Source organism: Thalassobacillus sp. B23F22_16 (genome assembly GCF_043496955.1).
Lineage (GTDB): Bacteria > Bacillota > Bacilli > Bacillales > Halobacillaceae > Thalassobacillus > Thalassobacillus devorans_A.
The window spans coordinates 440,982-457,822 of the sequence record NZ_JBIEKD010000001.1 but is presented as its reverse complement, the minus strand read 5'-3'; the positions used below and the strand labels follow the sequence as shown (position 1 = coordinate 457,822).

Sequence of the window (16,841 nt, the reverse complement as noted above, 5' to 3'; positions counted from 1 at the left end):
TAATGAGACTGAAACGTATAACCGCGCTATTCATGTCAACGATGCTGGTATTGCCAACATTTCTCGTGTCAGCGGAAGCAGACGACGGTTCAGCTTCTGAGGAAAAGGCTCCCCAGGGGAAAGGGACCTATTCCGGAAAAAGTGAGGTCGTCTATGCCACGCTTAGCAGGTCCGGCGATCCGAAAGACATGTACGTCGTCAATAATTTTACGGTTGATAAACCAGGTAAAATGACCGACCATGGTCCGTATACCAGTGTCGAGAACCTGACCGACATGACGGACATGGAGAAAAAAGACGATCGTGTCACGTTTACCGCTAAAGAAGATGAATTTTACTATCAAGGAAACCTGGACGGCAAACCGCTGCCATGGAATATCGATGTCACTTATAAATTAGATGGAAAAGAAATCCCGCCTGAGAAACTGTTAGGAAAAGACGGCGATTTGGAGATTGAGATAAACACCTCAAAGAACGACAAGGGCGACGAAAGCTTTTTCAATAATTATCTCCTGCAAATCAGCCTGACTTTTGATTCTGCTAATTATAAAAATATTGAAGCGGAAGATGCGACTGTCGCTAATGCCGGGAAAAACCGGCAAGTGACGTTCACAGCGATGCCGGAAAAAGAAGAGAGCTTCATGGTAAACGCGCAGGTGTCCGATCTCGAAATGGAACCGATTGAAATCGCAGCGACACCATCATCAATACCAATCGAAGAGCCAGATACAGAAGAAATGAAAAGCGAGATGCAATCTTTATCAGATGCGACCGCGGAAGTAAACCGTGGAGTCGGCGAACTGAAAAATGGGATGGCTGAGCTGAACACTGGGGTCGCACAGCTGTATGATGGTTCGGCTCAATATAAAAATGGCATCATGGAACTGAACAACGGGTCCGGAGAACTGGTCGATGGCTCCTCGTCTATTAAAGCTGCCTTGCAGCAAATGAGCGAGTCCGTCAGTGGGGGCTCCGGTGATATGAATATGAGTCAATTCCAGCAGCTGGAGGAAGGTCTTCGCCAGATTGCCGGTGGATTAAATGAAGCAGAAGCCGGCCTGACGACATTGAAGGATAATTACAACCAGGCTTACCAGGCACTGGACCAGACGATTGCTGCAATACCAGAGCAGAATGTGTCCGAAGAGGAAATTCAAGCGTTGTATGAAAGTGGCGCAGATCAGGAAACTGTCGACAAGCTGGTCGCCAACTATGAAGCAGCACAAACGACGAAACAGACCTATGCAGGTGTAAAAGAAGCGTTTGCCGCGGTAGATCCGACACTTAGCCAGGTATCCGGATCCCTTACGGAAATGAGCGGCAGCCTCAGCACGATGGCTGACGAGTTAAGTAGCAGTATGGAAAATATGGATATCGATGAATCTATGAATCAATTACAGCAAGGCCTGGAAGAACTATCCGCCAATTATAATAATTTTCACTCCGGCCTGACAGACTACACAGGCGGTGTCCAGCAGCTGGCTGGCTCTTATGAAGAAGTTCACGGAGGCATCGCCGGGTTGACTGGTGGAACCGATGAGCTCGAAAACGGTGCAGCCAAACTGCATAACGGAACAGCAGCGCTTGCCGATTCAACAAGCAGCCTGCCGGACGAACTGCAACAGGAAATCGATGAAATGATCAACCAGTATGATAAGTCCGATTTTGACCCTGAATCTTTCGTTTCTTCCGAAAATGAAAAAGTAGACAATGTCCAATTCGTGATCAAAACGGAAAGTATCAAGAAGGCCGACGAAGAAAAAGAGGAGCCAGAAAAAGAAGAAGAAAAGAATTTCTGGGACCGCCTGATGGATTTATTCTAAGAAGTGGAAAACAGCCTTCTCTCGAAAGAGGGGGCTGTTTTTTTGCTTTTGGGCTGCGTTGTCTCTTATGTGAGAATTTTGTCTCATAAATGGTTTTGTTTGTCTAATTTAATTTCGATTTTGTCTAATAAAACTTTGAAATTGTCTAATATGTGGTTTGATTTGGCTCATATACCGGGGATGCTGTCTAATATATCACTAGATTATCTCAAAAAAAGTTCATTTTCGGCTGTTTTGCCAGGGTCTTGAATAGGATGAAACTTAGGCCTAAGTTATACGTACATATAGTAACAAAGGTAACGAGAGGGAAAGGGGATTGGATGCGCAAATTATTACTTGTATCATTATCTGTTCTCGTGCTTACGGCATGCGGGTTGGGCGAACAGTATGTGTATGAGGGAGAAAGCGAACACTGGGAAGCCAGCTTTACGGCATCTAAAGATGGAGCGGCCGTCACACGCGAGTTTGTACTTACGTATAAAGGTGAGCTGGAGGAACTGGCGGAGATCGATCAGCTGCGCTATTCCTATGATGCAGGAAGGTTTGGCAGTGAAACCGGAAGAGACTTCGGTGGGGACCCGCCTTCAGAGAAACAGTTTACTTCGAGAGATTCAGGAAACGGGGAGCTGCTGATGAGCGGTGACGAGGTTGTTGAGGTCCACGTAAGATGGGGAGACAAGGAAGAAACAATGGAACTTCGAAGTGAATAAATATTTAACATAATCTGGAGGACCTGGGGTGTTTTCGCGCACACCCCAGGTCCTCCAGATTATGGAATAAGGATAAAACTTTTTCATTGAATTTGTAGCACTTTTTTCAAGATTTTTTCTGTACGTGTTGTTTGTTGAAGTGTGTCGGTTATTGTAGATGAAAAAGGAGGGACCGACGCGTGCAATTAGAAAAGATTCGTTCAAAGCAACTGCCGAAACGCCCGGTTGTCTACATGCCGGTCCGGTTATGTGAAGAGCTTGGAATTTGTGTCGGAGAGCGGGTAGATATAACTTATGAGGATCAGCAGATATACATTGAAAAAGCATGTCCGGGTACAACACACAATAAACGCTATGTTACAGAAACGAATTCCATTAACATACCGAAGGAAATTGTTAAGGAATTAGGGGTTGAACCCTATCAACCCTACAGTCTTTTCATAGATAAACAAAATAATAGATTCATCATATCGTTGGAGCAATGCAAAGGAGCCGGTTAAACGAAACGGCTCCTTTGCATTGCTTTCTGCAGTAAAAAAGGTCGCAAATTTAAAAAATTGTTAGTATTTCTCCTGCTTTTTTTGCTCGCGTTTTTCATCTTCCCTTTTTTCCACCACATGGATAAACGGCTTCACTTTGGAAAGCTTCAGGACAATGAAAGTCAAAATCATATATAGTGCACTTACCCTTCCGTTCCGCGGGTTAGAAGTTTCTGCGTCCAGCCACTCCGGATAAAATCCTTCGGGTACTACGGCATCATGAATAACCAATATAATAATCGTCCCAAGCGCAGGGATCAAGGCAAGCAGTACGCCTTTTTTAATTGGATCGACGTTTAAGAAAAATAAAACGTACGTCACGATAATGAAGCTGAGCGTGATAAAACGCTGCCCCCATACGAACGATACTGTTGTGAACCACCCGCTCGCTATCATGAGAATAATCACCATAAATAGTCCGACTAAGTAGTAGGTACTTTTTTCACGTGCTTTATAAATGATTTGTTTCAAGGGATCCCACCTAATTATGATATATGGTTAATTATCCTACTTTAATACCATTACATTTTCAAGTAAACAAAGTTGTAGTACGGTCTAATTGGTAACTACAAAATTACATTATTAGGGGGAGCGGGAGGTCTAGTGAATAAACAGATTGTCTAGTTAAACTGACTGAAGAGAAAATATGGAAATGTTTTCATATAAAAACTTCATTAATTACCTAATTATAATTATTATTGGAGCACACTTGAATGAAAATGTATTTTTTTATATATAAATTATACGACAAAAAACGTGTCAATATTACTGTTTCAACGCTTATTCAGCAGACAGAAAGCCTTTAAAGATAAAACAATTTTCTAAATATTGTTGAAATTAGAAAATAGTCTATGTATAATTCATTTTAAGAAAGCGTTTTCTTTAATTGCTTGAAATTCATTCAGCCAAATGTGGAAACGTTTTTATATTGGATTTGCTGAATGGATAGACTGCTAAGTAAAAGGAGGGGAAAGCAGCAATCGTCGTTGATCGCATGGCTAATTAAAAAGGAGGTATGTGAATTGAATATGATGAAGAAGAACTCCAGTTTCATAGTTGCCATGATCCCGGCTGGGATTGCACTGAACTGGGTCGCAAACTCTATTGTTGAAATGTTGAAGCTTCCGTTGTTTCTGAATAATATTGGTACTGTTTTAAATGCAATTGTTCTGGGCCCGCTGTGGGGCGGGGCTACCGCGCTTATGACAAACGTCATCCTGGCATTGATTGTTCGTTGGACATACATTCCATTTGCTTTAGTGGGGATACTTGTGGCCTTCTTATCTTATTTCTTTTATAAGAAAGGCTGGTTTAAGAAAGGCTGGAAAGTTGTCGTTTCCGGCGCGTTTACAGGTATTGTCGCTTCAGCTTTAGCAACCGTTGTATCCGTTTATGTTTTCGGCGGGTTTTCAGGACATACTGTCGATGTATTGACTGCTGGTCTAATTGCATCTGGGCAACAAATTTTCAACGCTGCATTTATCGCCAACATCCCTGGTACTGTAGCTGACAAAGTACTTACATTCTGGATCGTCTGGATGATTCTGAAAATATTCCCGGTCCGCTTCCTGCCAAATGCGAAAGACATTCGCGAGAAGATTGGAATGGGAAAGAAAAATAATAGTGGAAAGAAGATTTCCGCATAAAAAAGAACATCAAATCAACATACTAATTGTGGGAGTAGTTGATTGATGCTCTACAAATTGCTTACCTATCATTCTATTAGAAACTGAATGGAAATTCAATGAATTGAACTTAACCTGGTGTGGCAGGAGGGAAGGAAACCTTCCCTCTGCCAATCCTATCAAGGAGCGTTGTGTAATGAGGTTTGTCCGTTTTAAAACAGACAAGGAATCTACGATAAAACAAGGCATTATATCAGATAGGTTAGTAAGAGAAGTCAGTGGTGATATCTTCGATGGGTGGGAGTTTACTGGAGATTCTTTCCCGGAAGACACCGTCAAATTGGCTGCACCACTTGCTCCTAACCAAATCATCGGGATTGGAGCCAACTTTGTAGCCAAGAAGGAAGATTTGCCGGAGAAAGGACCTGACATGCCAGTCTTTTTCTTTAAGCCAAATTCTTCGGTAATCGGACCGGGAGCAGATATCAAATTGCCCGCTTCCATAGAAGAAGCAAAATTTGAATCGGAGTTGGCCGTTGTTATTGGAAAGGAAGCTTCCGGAATCAAGGAAGAGGAAGTGTTCGATTATGTGTTTGGCTATACAATCGGTAACGATGTAACCGCACCGAAGCTTTTCCATGAGGACGGACACTGGACGTTAGGGAAGTCGTTCGACACGTTCACGCCACTTGGCCCGGTTATTGAAACAGAGTTCGATGTGCTGGCAGCCCGAATCGAAGCTGTTCATAATGGTGAGAAAAAGCAGGACAGCCCTACTTCTTTGATGATTGTTTCTATCCAGCGTATGATTGCTTATTTAAGTAATGTCATGACTCTTAAACCTGGTGATGTGATTCTTACTGGAAGTCCAGTAGGGGCAGAGTTTCTGAAAGAAAATGACGAAATTGCTTGTATCATAGAAGGGATCGGCACGCTCAAGAATAAAGTAAGCAAAGTAAAGCAAACTTCTGTCGTTTAAATTTATAGGCATATAAAAACGTTTCCACATACTCCCTCTGGCTGTTAGGGATTAATTCCTGAAAATTATAATGAAAATTTTCAGAAAATTATTGAATCGTTTGCCTAATAGCCGTATAATAAACCTTAAGTAAACGTTTTCAACTAGATGCATAGAAAGAGTAAGAGAGAACTTTCTATTTATAGATATAAGAAAACGTTTCCACAAATTATTTGGGGAAGTGAAAAATGTGGAAAAGACAGTGACGATCAAAGATGTTGCTCGGAAGGCGAACGTATCAATTTCAACTGTTTCCCGAGTATTAAATAACAGTGGTTATACCAGTGCAAGTGTGAAAGAGAAAGTAAACAAAGCGGTGGATGAATTGAAATTTCAGAAAAACATGGTAGCAACCGCGATGATCAAGAAACAGACATCGACCTTCGGATTAATCATACCTGACATAAAAAACATTTTTTACGGGGAACTGACGAGGGCGATTGAAGACAAAGCCCATCAGCACGGGTTCAATGTCATCCTTTGTAATACCGATAATAATCTCGAAAAAGAAAAAGAGTACCTGAACTTCCTGCTCCGGAAAGGGATTGATGGAATCATCTTTTCCACACCGGAAATTAATGACAGGAATATCCGTGAAGTGATGAAGTCGAGACCGGATCTTCCGATGGTCATCCTTGGAAGTAAAGTTCAGAATGTCAGGCTTGATGAAGTATTAGTAGATAACTTTGATGGGGGCTATACAGCTACGGAGCATTTGATTGACCTGGGGCATGAAAAAATAGGATACATTGGTGGTCAACAGGATTCCTATGCTACAGTTGAACGTTTGAAAGGGTTCAAGGCTGCACTGGAAGAACGGGGGCTCCCACTGGATAAGAAACATGTTAAGCTGGATGAATTTAAGATTCATAGTGGTTATGAAAAAGGAAAAGAGATGCTTGCAAAGAAGGATCGGCCGACGGCGATTTTTGCAGGTAACGACGCAATTGCTGTAGGTGTTTATAAAGCAGCCCGTGAGTTGGGGATGAAGATTCCAGAAGATTTATCCGTTATTGGATTTGATGATTCCCAATTCGCCGAGATTGTCGATCCGGGTTTGACAACGATTCGAACGCCAATCGCTGAAATGGGAGAAAAAACGGTGGAACTGGCTGTTCAAATCATTAAGGAGAACAAGAACTTTAAAGAAAGCATCATGTTTCCGCCCACCTTAGTGGGACGTGCATCGACTGCCAGTATCAAAAAGGTTCATTAAGCAATCACACGCAACAAGGCAAAAGGAGGAAAACATATGAATAGTTTGTACATGCCGAAAGATAGTTTGATCCATAGCCTGGACCCACGGACAAAGATGTTGTTTGTTGTATTTGTTGTCGCTAGTTCGTTCATTCTTAATGATCCTGCCTTACAGCTTGTTTTTCTGGTAGCGCTGTTTCCATTGGTAGTCATGGCGAAAGTAGTGAAACCATATCTAATCTCGATTCAGTTTTTACTGCTGTTCGCTGTACTGATCATGACCGTGCATGGTATCTATAATCCGATTGGAGTGACTCCGGTTTTTGAAATATTCGGAGGCCTGACATTTAAATATGAATCGATGGTTTACGCATCGGTCATGTCCTTCCGGATCCTGGTTATCGGTACTGCCGCCGTGTTATTCGTCATGACAACCCATCCATCCGATATGGCGTCGGCACTTGTAAAGTGGAAAGTCCCTCACTCGTTCGCGTTTATATTATTATCGACCTTTCAGATCATCCCCATCATTGCCAGGGAAGCCAAAATCGTCATGGAAGCCCAGCAGGCAAGGTGCCTAGATGTAAAAGGAAGCCTCATACAACGGGTTAAAAATCTGGTTCCGATGTTCGCCCCTCTTTTTATTATTACATTCATGAAAGTGCATCAGCTATCTTACGTGTTGGAATGCCGCGCATTCAGTCGTAAGGGAGAAAAGACAAGCCTTCGCGAAACGAAAATAGGTTCACTTGACTATACCTTCCTATTAGGAATGCTAGGATTCCTGGCCTTTGAAATTTATCTGAAATTATTCATGATGGGCTCGTTGCACCTTACGACTGACGCTTTACTCACGTATTCATTGTTTGGAACATGGATCGTATTTGGGTTTATGATTATCAAATTTGTGGTGAAACAATTTCAGGGAAAGATCGGAGGGGCTAACTGATGGCGGCAAAAGCAATTGAAGTGAACAATCTGACCTTCAGCTATCCGGACACCGATGAGCCGGTACTGAAAGATATCAATTTTTCCATCAACCATGGCGAAATCCTCGGGATCATCGGACCAACAGGAGCAGGAAAGTCAACGCTCGCCATGTGTGTGAATGGACTGGTACCGCAAGTCATCAATGGCGAGATGGAAGGAACGGTAAAAGTAAATGGCTCTAAGGTAAGTGAAAGTTCGGTTGCCAAAATGTCCGAGGAGGTCGGTTTCGTTTTCCAGGAACCCGAGAACCAATTGAGTCAGATGACAATTGAAGAAGAAATCGCCTTCGGGATGGGAAATCTCGGAGTGCCAAGAGATGAGATGCTTGGCCGGATCACGCACGCCCTTGATCAGGTCGGTTTGACCGGTTTTGAAAAAAGAAGCCCGCTGGCTTTATCAGGCGGACAGCAGCAAAGGCTTGCGATTGCCGCCGTGCTGGCAATGCGACCGTCGATCATGATTATGGATGAGCCGACTTCGATGCTTGATCCGAAAGGAAAGAATGAAGTGTACGACGTTCTGAAAAACCTGAAGGATTATGGGATGACCGGCATCATCATCGACCATGAAGTAGAGCGAATCGCAGCATACTGCGACAAAGTCCTTGTTTTGCATGAAGGAGAAGTTCAAATGTTCGCTCCTTCTGATGAAGTATTTACGAATATTCGGCAATTGCATGAACTGACGCTGAATGCTCCTCAAGTTACGGAGTTTCTGGCCAGCTATAACCAGACTTTTGGCAAGGATGTAAAGTTGTCTACGACATTAGAAGAATCCGTTAACAATTTTGAAAGCGCATGCAAATAAACACATGGAGGTGAAGCGAGTGGAACCATATATCTCAGTGAAAAATGTCTCTCATAAGTACCCGAATGGAGTGACTGCCATCAAAGATATCAACCTCGACATCCACGAAGGAGAAGTGGTCGCTATCCTTGGCAGTAACGGATCCGGCAAAACAACACTCGTCAAGCATTTCAATGGCCTGCTCAAACCAACCAAAGGTGAGATTACGGTAGGTACGATGAATACTAAAAAAGAGAGGATTTCGAAACTGTCGAGCCAGGTCGGGTATGTGTTCCAAAATCCCAATCACCAGACATTCCTTCCATCTGTCAGGCAAGAATTGGCTTACGGCTGTAAAAATCTGAAGATGGCAGAGGAGGACATCGAAACACGAGTCCAGAAGGCAATCGACCTTTTTCAGCTGAAAGAGCGGTTGGATGATAACCCATTTGATTTGAACTCGAGCCAGCGTAAAGAAGTAGCGATGGCATCAATCATGGCGGTATCACCGAAGGTAATCGTTTTGGACGAGCCGACAACCGGACAGGATCATAAAGGGTGTAAGCGGGTGCTGGAACTTGTACGGATGTTTAAGAGAGAAGGGCATATCGTCGTACTCATCACTCACGACATGCACTTGATCGGTGAACTGAATTGTCGGACGGTCGTCATGAATCAAAGTGAGAAAATCGCAGATGACCACGCAAGTGTTGTGTTTTCTGATAAAGGGATTATGGAGGAAGCCGGACTGCAGCCCCCTCAAATAACCCAGTTTGCCAATCAAATTACCAGCTTTGATGAAACGAAAACCTATTTGACCGTCGAATCAATTATTGAATGGATGAAAGCGAATAAAGAGGAGGATGTAAAAGTTGGCACAGGATCTTAAATGGAAAGCTAAAGCAGATCGACCAGAAAACGCGGATCAATCACAATACCATATTCGCTGCCGCCCGGGCGATGTAGAAAAATACGTATTACTTCCGGGTGACCCGGAGCGAGTCGGACAAATGGCGGCGTTATGGGAAGAAAAACGACATGTCGCCACCTATCGGGAGCATGTGACCTATACCGGGAAAGTTGGTGGCGTTGGCATCTCAGCTTGTTCGACAGGGGCAGGGGGGCCATCAACCGCAAGTGCATTAGAAGAACTCGCCGAAATTGGCGCCGAAACTTTCATTCGCGTCGGTACTTGCGGGGCCATGCAGGAAAACATCGAACCAGGGGACTTGATCATCTGTGCCGGAGCGGTCCGTTATGACGGGACGAGCGACCAGTACGTCGATCATAAATATCCTGCCATCGCGAACCAGGAAGTTGTGATGGCCCTAATCGAAGCGGCAGAACGTATTGGGGCAACTTATCACGTCGGAATCGGATATACCGCAGCATCCTTCTTCTGCGGGCAGGGCAGACCTGGGTTTAACAACTACAGGCAGAGCTGGATGGAGACCATCATGGAAGATATGCAAAAAGCCGGCGTTTTGAATTTTGAGATGGAAGCATCCACAGTGTTGACACTAAGCAGCCTGTTCAACTTGAGAGCCGGGGCTGTATTTACCGCAGTAGCGAACCGGGTGAAAGATGAATTTGAATATAAAGGGGAAGGTGTAGCCCAATCGATCGCTGTTGCTACAGAGGCGACAAAGATTCTCAATGAGTGGGATGAATTGAAAAAGCGCTCAGGAAAACCTTACTTTTTCCCATCATTATTACAGCAAGCCCAAAAATAGATGACGAGGAGGAATACTATGAAAATCGGTATTGTTGGAGGTACAGGGTTTTATAATTTAGTAGATAATATGAATGAAAGAACGGTAACGACAGAATACGGGGATGCCGTCGTTTATGAAGGCGAACATGCCGGGAAGGAAATCTACTTTTTGCCAAGGCATGGCAAGACTCATGACAGCCTGGCCCATCAGATCAATTATCGTGCAAACATGATGGCGCTGAAGCAGCTCGAAATTGATCACGTCATTGCGATGTGTGCGGTCGGATCCCTGAATCCGGAAATACCAGTCGGGAAGCTGGCACTGCTTGATCAGTTCTTCGATGCTACGACGAATCGCATCAATACTTACGATAAATATTCCGTAGAGATTACGCAGCCTTATTGCCCTGACCTTAACCAGACGTTTAAGAATGCAGCGGAAGCCTTGGATATCGATCTGGTACCAAAAGCCAACTATGTCTGTGTCGATGGACCGCGTTATGAAACAGCACTGGAAATTCAGTTGTATAAGCAATGGGGAATGGATGTCGTCGGGATGACGAATGCAACTGAAGCTATTTTAGCCCGTGAGCTTGGGCTGGCCTATGCTGTAGTAGTCATCTCTACTGATCTCGCGGCTGGTACAACCGATGTTCCACCTGATCTTGATACCCATAAAAATGTTGTGAAAGATAACCAGGAAAAAATCAAGGATCTATTCCTGAAAACAGTAGAACTGGCAACTGCTGACAAGCCATCGATTGCCCATGAAGCATATGAACGGGCACTGGCAGCGCGGGCGGCAAAGCTTAAAAAAGCACAAGTAACAAACGCATAGGGATGATGAGTGTTCTCATAAAAAATGCGGAACTGGTAACGATGGAAGACCAGCGGGTGATAACTGGCAGTCTGCTGATAGAAGGCGGAAAAATAAAGCATATTTTTCCAGAAGGAGAACTGCCAGATTCCTGTCTCGCAGAGGAAGTGGTTGATGCCGATGGGAAGTTAGTGATTCCTGGCATGACCAATGCCCACTATCATTCCTATTCCAATCTATTAAAGGGAACGGAAAGCAGCTATCCGCTTGAACTCTGGTCACTGTATACCATTGCTTTTGGACACTCGCTGTCAGATGAAGATATTCATGATGCTGTCCTGTTGGGTGCCGCGGAGATGATCCGAAACGGCATCACAGGCTGTATCGATCATTTCCCGCATTTTCCGAAAGCAGAATCCGCACTGGAAGCTTATCGAGAATCCAATATGCATGTCGCGTTCGCTCCGATGCTGCACGATATACAAGATCACGACTTTTTACAGATAGATTTCCCAGATAGGATAAAGCAGAAGCTGGCTGCTTCGAAACCGCCGACACCGGAACGTATGAAACATTTTTATGAAGGTTTAATCAGGCGGTGGCACGGAAAAGACGAGCGGATTCATATCATGATTGGTCCGAATGCGCCACAGCGGTGCAGTCGGGAGATGCTTCGGTTATCCCGGGAACTTAGTGATTTATACGCTTTGAATGTCCATACCCATCTGCTGGAAACATATCTCCAGCGCGACTACGGTATGAGGACCTACAAAAAGGGTATAATCGGTCATCTTGATCGTGCTGGGTTGCTGAATGAGCGTTTATCTGCTGCCCACGCCGTCTGGCTGGCACCAGAAGAAATCGATTTGTTAGAAGACCGTGGAGTATCGATCATCCATAACCCTGCCAGCAATAAAATTCTTGGAAGCGGGACAGCACCGATTATGACCTATATGGAAAAAGATATGCCCGTGAGTCTTGGCACTGACGCCAGCAACTGCGGGACGAGTCATAATTTATTTGAAATGATGAGGCTGGCGCTAATGATGCAGCGAAACAATGCTTCCGAATATAAGTGGTGGCCGAGTGCTCACAACATGCTTGAAATGGGAATCATCCAGGGAGCGGCGTTACTTCCAGGCAAGCGGGGGAAAATTAAAGCCGGTTATGAAGCCGATCTTGTTTTTCTTAATAAAAACACCCCTGCCTGGGCGGCTGCTAATGACGTTCATGAGCAGCTTGTCTTCCATGAGAATGGGCAATCGATTGAGTCGGTGATGATTAAAGGAAAATGGGTCATGCGCGATCGTAAAATCCTCTCGTTTAATGAAAATGATGTGATTAACCGGGTCCGGAGGCGCTCACACCACCGCCTGGAAAAAAGCGCAGAAGCCCTAAGATTTGCAGAGGAACAGAAACCGTTTTTTGAAGCGATTTATAAATGAAGAGGAGGAATTCACCATGTCACTAGATTTGTTGAAAAAAGAATTAGAGTACGTCTCTCATAAAGTCTATCAAAAAGGCTTTACCCAGGCGACGGGCGGCAACATTAGCGTAAGAATTCCTGGTACGGATAACGTTTTAATCAAGCGAAGCGGTATCAGTTTAGGGGAAGTTAGCCGCGAAGATGCACTAATCGTCAACATGGAGGGCGAAGTGATCGAAGGGCAGGGAAAGCCTTCAAAAGAAATCGGCTTTCACTTAGGCATCTATAAAGTACGCCCCGATGTAAATGCTGTTGTTCACTGCCACCCGAATTATGCCATCGGCTATGCCTGTCTTGGCATGGAACTTCCACTTCCAACCGTGACCGCGAGAAAGCTTCTCGGACATGTTCCGGTTGCGGATGTTGCGCCATCTGGCTCAAAAGAACTGGCTCAGCATGTCACAGATGTGTTCACCCAGTACCCGGATATTAAAATCTCTTTGATGAAAGACCATGGCGTCTGCTCGGTGGGTCCGACTCTCGAGGCTGCTTATAATGTTGTAGACCTTGCGGAAGCCACGGCAAAACAGGCATTCATTTTATCGCAGCTGCAGGCGAATGTAGCGGTCACCAGCTAATTAAGAGGGAGGAATACGATGCGACTAATCGAAGAACTAGCCAACCGTCACCGGGAATCGGAGCTTGCTTTGCCGATCTGGTTTGAAAATGGAACATTACGATTGCTCGATCAATTAAAGCTTCCTTTTGAAGAGGATATCCAGTCAATCGCATCCATAGAGGAGCTGGGCGAGGCAATCCGTTCGATGATGATTCGTGGCTCAGGAGCCATTGGATTATGTGGAGCTTATGGTATTTACCTGGCAGCTTACCAGTCAAAAGGGGACGTAGAGAAGATCCGCCAGGCAGGTGACTTGTTGAAAAGTACTCGCCCGACTGCAGTTAATCTCATGAAGACAGTTGATGAAATGGTAGCCACAGCTGCCTCTGCACAGGGGGATGTAGTGGAAACCCTTGAACAGAAAGCGGTAGAAATCATTGAGCGCCAGCTGGAGTTCGAATACCAGCTCGGAAAATACGGTGCTGAACTGATCGAAGACGGCGATACTATTATGACCCACTGTCATTCCGGAGCACTTGGAGGTGCCGGTTATGGCGGCAGAGCTTTATCAGTCATCCGGGCAGCCCATGAACAAGGGAAGAATATCCATGTATTCACCTGTGAAACCCGTCCCTATCTTCAAGGAGCCAGAATCACAGCCTATGAGCTGAAAAAGTTCGGCATCCCGCATACATTGATTACCGATAACATGTCCGGGTTCTGTATGAACACTGGTAAAATAGACAAAATCGTAGTTGGATCCGATCGGGTATCTGCGAATGGCGATCTCGCCAATAAAGTAGGCACCTATATGCATGCACTCGCTGCCAAAGAAAACGACATCCCATTCTACACGGCCACCTCCAGTCACACGATTGATTTTGATACACCATCCGGGGGTGCCATTGAAGTGGAAATGCGAAACGCCGATGAAGTAACCCAGATTAAGGGAGTACGAATCGCTCCTGAGGGTACCAGTGCACTGTATCCATCCTTTGATATTACCCCGAATAAGCTCATTTCGGGTATCATCACGGAAAAAGGTGTTATCACTGCCCCTTTTGAACAAAATCTAGGCAGATTGAATGAGAAAGTGAACATATAATCTGGAAGGAGGGCTGCCTGATGGTAAGAGAAGCGGTACTTGCTTTGATCGCCGGAATCTTCATTGGTATCGTCTTTAAATTGATAAAACTTCCCCTGCCGGCACCTCCTGTACTCGCCGGCGTGCTGGGTGTAGCAGGTGTGTATGTCGGGGGAAGGATCGTCGAAGCTTTTCTACTTAGGTTTCATTAGATAGTTTTAAAAGGAGGATGATGGATGAGTAATTACGTACAAGCAGGAAGATTACAAGTCGATTCTGCACTCTATGAATTTATTGTTTCGGAAGCCCTGCCGGACAGTGGGATAACCCAAGAGGCATTTTGGGAAGACTTTGATAGGCTGGTGCATGATCTGGCTCCTGAAAATAAATTTTTGCTGGAAAAAAGGAATGAGATTCAGGAGAAAATCGATACCTGGTACCAGGAGAATAAAGGAGATTTTGATTTAAATACTTATCGGGCATTTTTGAAGGACATCGGTTATTTAGAAGAACCGGCAGGCAATTTTGAAATCACTACAAAAAATGTTGATGATGAAATCGCTAAGCAGGCAGGACCTCAACTAGTCGTACCAGTAGATAATGCAAGGTATGCATTGAATGCTGCCAACGCCCGCTACGGAAGCCTTTATGACGCTCTTTATGGTACGGATGTGATCAGCGAAGCAGATGGGGCAGAGCGTGGGCAATCTTATAACCCGGTCCGAGGCCAAAAGGTTATCCAATATGCGAAAGCTTTCCTTGATGATATCTTTCCTTTAGAGAAATCCAGTCATTATGAAGCTTCAGGTTATTCTATTAAAGCCGGGGAATTGGTCGTAACACTTCTCAGCGATAAGCAGACGAAGCTCGAACATCCGGAGAAATTCAAAGGATATAAAGGGTCACCAGAAGAACCAACTGCAATTTTACTCGAAAACAATGGTCTGCATGTGGAAATCCAAATTGATCCGTATCACCCGATCGGAAAAACAGACAATGCTGGTGTGAAGGATATTTGTATGGAAGCCGCGACGACAACTATTATGGATTGTGAAGATTCGGTAGCTGCTGTTGATGCTGAAGACAAAGTTCAGGTATATAGCAATCTGTTGGGACTGATGAAAGGGACATTGAAGTCTACTTTCAATAAAGGCGGAACAGCCGTAACCCGGACGCTCAAACAGGACCGGTGTTACATTACACCGGAGGGAGAGGACATCACCCTCCATGGCCGTTCGCTGATGTTCATGCGTAACGTGGGTCACCTGATGACGACTGATGCCATTTTGGATAAAGATGAAAATGAAATTCCGGAAGGCATCATGGATGGAGTAGTGACAAGTCTTGTTGCCACGCATGACCTGCTACGGAATGCCAAGTTCCAGAATTCCGAGAAAGGATCCATTTATATTGTAAAACCGAAAATGCATGGCTCGGAGGAAGTGGCCTTTGCTAATAAACTGTTTGATCGGGTAGAAGATATGCTTGGACTGGAGCGGCATACCATCAAAATCGGTGTCATGGATGAGGAGCGCCGTACTACTTTGAATTTGAAAAATTGTATCGCCGAAGTGAGAGAGCGTATCGTCTTTATTAATACCGGTTTTCTGGACAGGACAGGCGACGAAATTCATACCTCCATGGAAGCGGGAGCGATGATCCGGAAGAAAGACATGAAATCCTCCAACTGGCTGAGGGCTTATGAACAGTCCAATGTGCAAGTCGGGCTGGCAGCAGGACTCCAGGGACGAGCCCAAATCGGGAAGGGCATGTGGGCAATGCCTGAGATGATGAAATCGATGATTGATGAAAAAGGCGGTGAGCTGAAGGCAGGTGCAAACACGGCCTGGGTACCATCACCGACAGCAGCGACCTTGCATGCGATGCATTATCATTCCATTGATGTCAGGAAAGTACAAAACGACATCAAAGCTCAAATGGAAGATGTACAGGACAACATCCTGGATGTACCTGTCACAAAAGAAACGAATTGGAGCAATGAGGAGATCCAGCAGGAGCTAGATAATAATGCACAAGGCATTCTTGGCTATGTCGTGCGCTGGATCGATCATGGTGTCGGTTGTTCGAAGGTACCTGACATTAACAACATCGGCCTGATGGAAGACCGGGCGACCCTTCGGATTTCTTCCCAGCACATGGCCAACTGGCTGCGCCATGGCATTGTTTCTGAAGCGCAGGTAAAGGAAACCCTTTACCGGATGGCGAAGGTAGTTGATGAGCAGAATGCCGGTGATCCGGATTATAAGCCAATGGCTGCTGATTACGAAGGATCCGTCGCTTTCCAGGCTGCCTGCGATTTGATCTTCGACGGCGTCAACCAGCCGAATGGTTATACAGAACCGATTCTGCACCGTCGCAGGGCGGAAGCAAAAGCGAAAACTTTGATTAATAAATAAACAGTTGGCCTGCTCACGGGTTGATGCTTTCCGGGGAGCAGGCCTTTTTTTGTGTCTAATAGGGAGTGTTTTTGTC

17 protein-coding genes are annotated in these 16,841 nt (G+C 44.9%); 16 read left to right on the top strand and 1 reads right to left on the bottom strand.

The window, feature by feature from the left end; genetic code table 11:
- Positions 1-2: 2 nt before the first annotated feature.
- The 3 genes from ACGTNI_RS02240 (at position 3) to ACGTNI_RS02230 (ending at position 3,033) form a co-directional block, all read left to right on the top strand.
- Positions 3-1,823: a coiled-coil domain-containing protein gene (locus tag ACGTNI_RS02240; protein ID WP_394459716.1), complete on the top strand. Its 1,821-nt coding sequence runs from the start codon at positions 3-5 to the stop codon at positions 1,821-1,823.
- Between the two features lie 320 nt (positions 1,824-2,143).
- Positions 2,144-2,533 carry a hypothetical protein gene (locus ACGTNI_RS02235; RefSeq protein ID WP_394459714.1) on the top strand — a complete coding sequence of 130 codons (390 nt, stop codon included), beginning with the start codon at positions 2,144-2,146 and terminating at the stop codon, positions 2,531-2,533.
- 179 nt (positions 2,534-2,712) lie between these two features.
- Positions 2,713-3,033 (top strand): hypothetical protein, encoded by a 321-nt coding sequence (locus ACGTNI_RS02230; protein WP_394459712.1) that lies wholly within the window; start codon positions 2,713-2,715, stop codon positions 3,031-3,033.
- A gap of 60 nt (positions 3,034-3,093) precedes the next feature.
- On the opposite strand, the gene ACGTNI_RS02225 is transcribed toward ACGTNI_RS02230, so the two are convergent.
- Complete coding sequence (locus tag ACGTNI_RS02225; RefSeq protein ID WP_394459710.1) at positions 3,094-3,543, bottom strand: hypothetical protein; 450 nt, start codon at positions 3,541-3,543, stop codon at positions 3,094-3,096.
- Positions 3,544-4,094: 551 nt separating this feature from the next.
- Between ACGTNI_RS02225 and ACGTNI_RS02220 the strand changes: the two genes are divergently transcribed.
- The 13 genes from ACGTNI_RS02220 (at position 4,095) to ACGTNI_RS02160 (ending at position 16,765) form a co-directional block, all read left to right on the top strand.
- Complete coding sequence (locus ACGTNI_RS02220; RefSeq protein WP_085507014.1) at positions 4,095-4,718, top strand: hypothetical protein; 624 nt, start codon at positions 4,095-4,097, stop codon at positions 4,716-4,718.
- Between the two features lie 175 nt (positions 4,719-4,893).
- Complete coding sequence (locus tag ACGTNI_RS02215; protein WP_394459708.1) at positions 4,894-5,676, top strand: fumarylacetoacetate hydrolase family protein; 783 nt, start codon at positions 4,894-4,896, stop codon at positions 5,674-5,676.
- A gap of 229 nt (positions 5,677-5,905) precedes the next feature.
- Complete coding sequence (locus ACGTNI_RS02210) at positions 5,906-6,931, top strand: LacI family DNA-binding transcriptional regulator (RefSeq protein WP_394459706.1); 1,026 nt, start codon at positions 5,906-5,908, stop codon at positions 6,929-6,931.
- Positions 6,932-6,967: 36 nt separating this feature from the next.
- Positions 6,968-7,861 carry an energy-coupling factor transporter transmembrane component T family protein gene (locus ACGTNI_RS02205; RefSeq protein WP_394459704.1) on the top strand — a complete coding sequence of 298 codons (894 nt, stop codon included), beginning with the start codon at positions 6,968-6,970 and terminating at the stop codon, positions 7,859-7,861.
- A complete protein-coding gene (locus ACGTNI_RS02200) occupies positions 7,861-8,709 on the top strand; it encodes an energy-coupling factor ABC transporter ATP-binding protein (RefSeq protein WP_085507018.1) in 849 nt (282 codons plus the stop codon). The genes ACGTNI_RS02205 and ACGTNI_RS02200 overlap by 1 nt, the downstream gene beginning before the upstream one ends.
- A gap of 19 nt (positions 8,710-8,728) precedes the next feature.
- Positions 8,729-9,577, top strand: coding sequence for an energy-coupling factor ABC transporter ATP-binding protein (locus ACGTNI_RS02195; RefSeq protein WP_176223991.1), 849 nt, complete (start codon positions 8,729-8,731; stop codon positions 9,575-9,577).
- Positions 9,561-10,421, top strand: coding sequence for a nucleoside phosphorylase (locus tag ACGTNI_RS02190; RefSeq protein WP_085507020.1), 861 nt, complete (start codon positions 9,561-9,563; stop codon positions 10,419-10,421). Before ACGTNI_RS02195 ends, ACGTNI_RS02190 begins: the two co-directional genes overlap by 17 nt.
- 18 nt (positions 10,422-10,439) lie before the next feature.
- Positions 10,440-11,240, top strand: coding sequence for an MTAP family purine nucleoside phosphorylase (locus ACGTNI_RS02185; protein WP_394459701.1), 801 nt, complete (start codon positions 10,440-10,442; stop codon positions 11,238-11,240).
- Positions 11,241-11,245: 5 nt separating this feature from the next.
- A complete protein-coding gene (locus ACGTNI_RS02180) occupies positions 11,246-12,664 on the top strand; it encodes an amidohydrolase family protein (protein WP_176223993.1) in 1,419 nt (472 codons plus the stop codon).
- A 16-nt stretch (positions 12,665-12,680) separates the two neighbouring features.
- Complete coding sequence (locus ACGTNI_RS02175; protein WP_062444541.1) at positions 12,681-13,283, top strand: class II aldolase/adducin family protein; 603 nt, start codon at positions 12,681-12,683, stop codon at positions 13,281-13,283.
- 18 nt (positions 13,284-13,301) lie between these two features.
- A complete protein-coding gene (mtnA, locus tag ACGTNI_RS02170) occupies positions 13,302-14,369 on the top strand; it encodes an S-methyl-5-thioribose-1-phosphate isomerase (RefSeq protein ID WP_394459698.1) in 1,068 nt (355 codons plus the stop codon).
- Positions 14,370-14,389: 20 nt separating this feature from the next.
- On the top strand, positions 14,390-14,560 hold the full coding sequence (locus ACGTNI_RS02165) for a DUF1427 family protein (RefSeq protein ID WP_394459696.1): 171 nt from the start codon (positions 14,390-14,392) through the stop codon (positions 14,558-14,560).
- A gap of 24 nt (positions 14,561-14,584) precedes the next feature.
- Complete coding sequence (locus tag ACGTNI_RS02160; RefSeq protein ID WP_394459694.1) at positions 14,585-16,765, top strand: malate synthase G; 2,181 nt, start codon at positions 14,585-14,587, stop codon at positions 16,763-16,765.
- Positions 16,766-16,841 lie beyond the last annotated feature (76 nt).

Coding starts and splice junctions, on each gene's coding strand:
- ACGTNI_RS02200 (WP_085507018.1), top strand. CDS start 7,861: ATGGCGGCAAAAGCAATTGAAGTGAACAATCTGACCTTCAGCTATCCG.
- ACGTNI_RS02185 (WP_394459701.1), top strand. CDS start 10,440: ATGAAAATCGGTATTGTTGGAGGTACAGGGTTTTATAATTTAGTAGAT.
- mtnA (WP_394459698.1), top strand. CDS start 13,302: ATGCGACTAATCGAAGAACTAGCCAACCGTCACCGGGAATCGGAGCTT.
- ACGTNI_RS02160 (WP_394459694.1), top strand. CDS start 14,585: ATGAGTAATTACGTACAAGCAGGAAGATTACAAGTCGATTCTGCACTC.
- ACGTNI_RS02235 (WP_394459714.1), top strand. CDS start 2,144: ATGCGCAAATTATTACTTGTATCATTATCTGTTCTCGTGCTTACGGCA.
- ACGTNI_RS02240 (WP_394459716.1), top strand. CDS start 3: ATGAGACTGAAACGTATAACCGCGCTATTCATGTCAACGATGCTGGTA.
- ACGTNI_RS02175 (WP_062444541.1), top strand. CDS start 12,681: ATGTCACTAGATTTGTTGAAAAAAGAATTAGAGTACGTCTCTCATAAA.
- ACGTNI_RS02180 (WP_176223993.1), top strand. CDS start 11,246: ATGAGTGTTCTCATAAAAAATGCGGAACTGGTAACGATGGAAGACCAG.
- ACGTNI_RS02215 (WP_394459708.1), top strand. CDS start 4,894: ATGAGGTTTGTCCGTTTTAAAACAGACAAGGAATCTACGATAAAACAA.
- ACGTNI_RS02205 (WP_394459704.1), top strand. CDS start 6,968: ATGAATAGTTTGTACATGCCGAAAGATAGTTTGATCCATAGCCTGGAC.
- ACGTNI_RS02165 (WP_394459696.1), top strand. CDS start 14,390: ATGGTAAGAGAAGCGGTACTTGCTTTGATCGCCGGAATCTTCATTGGT.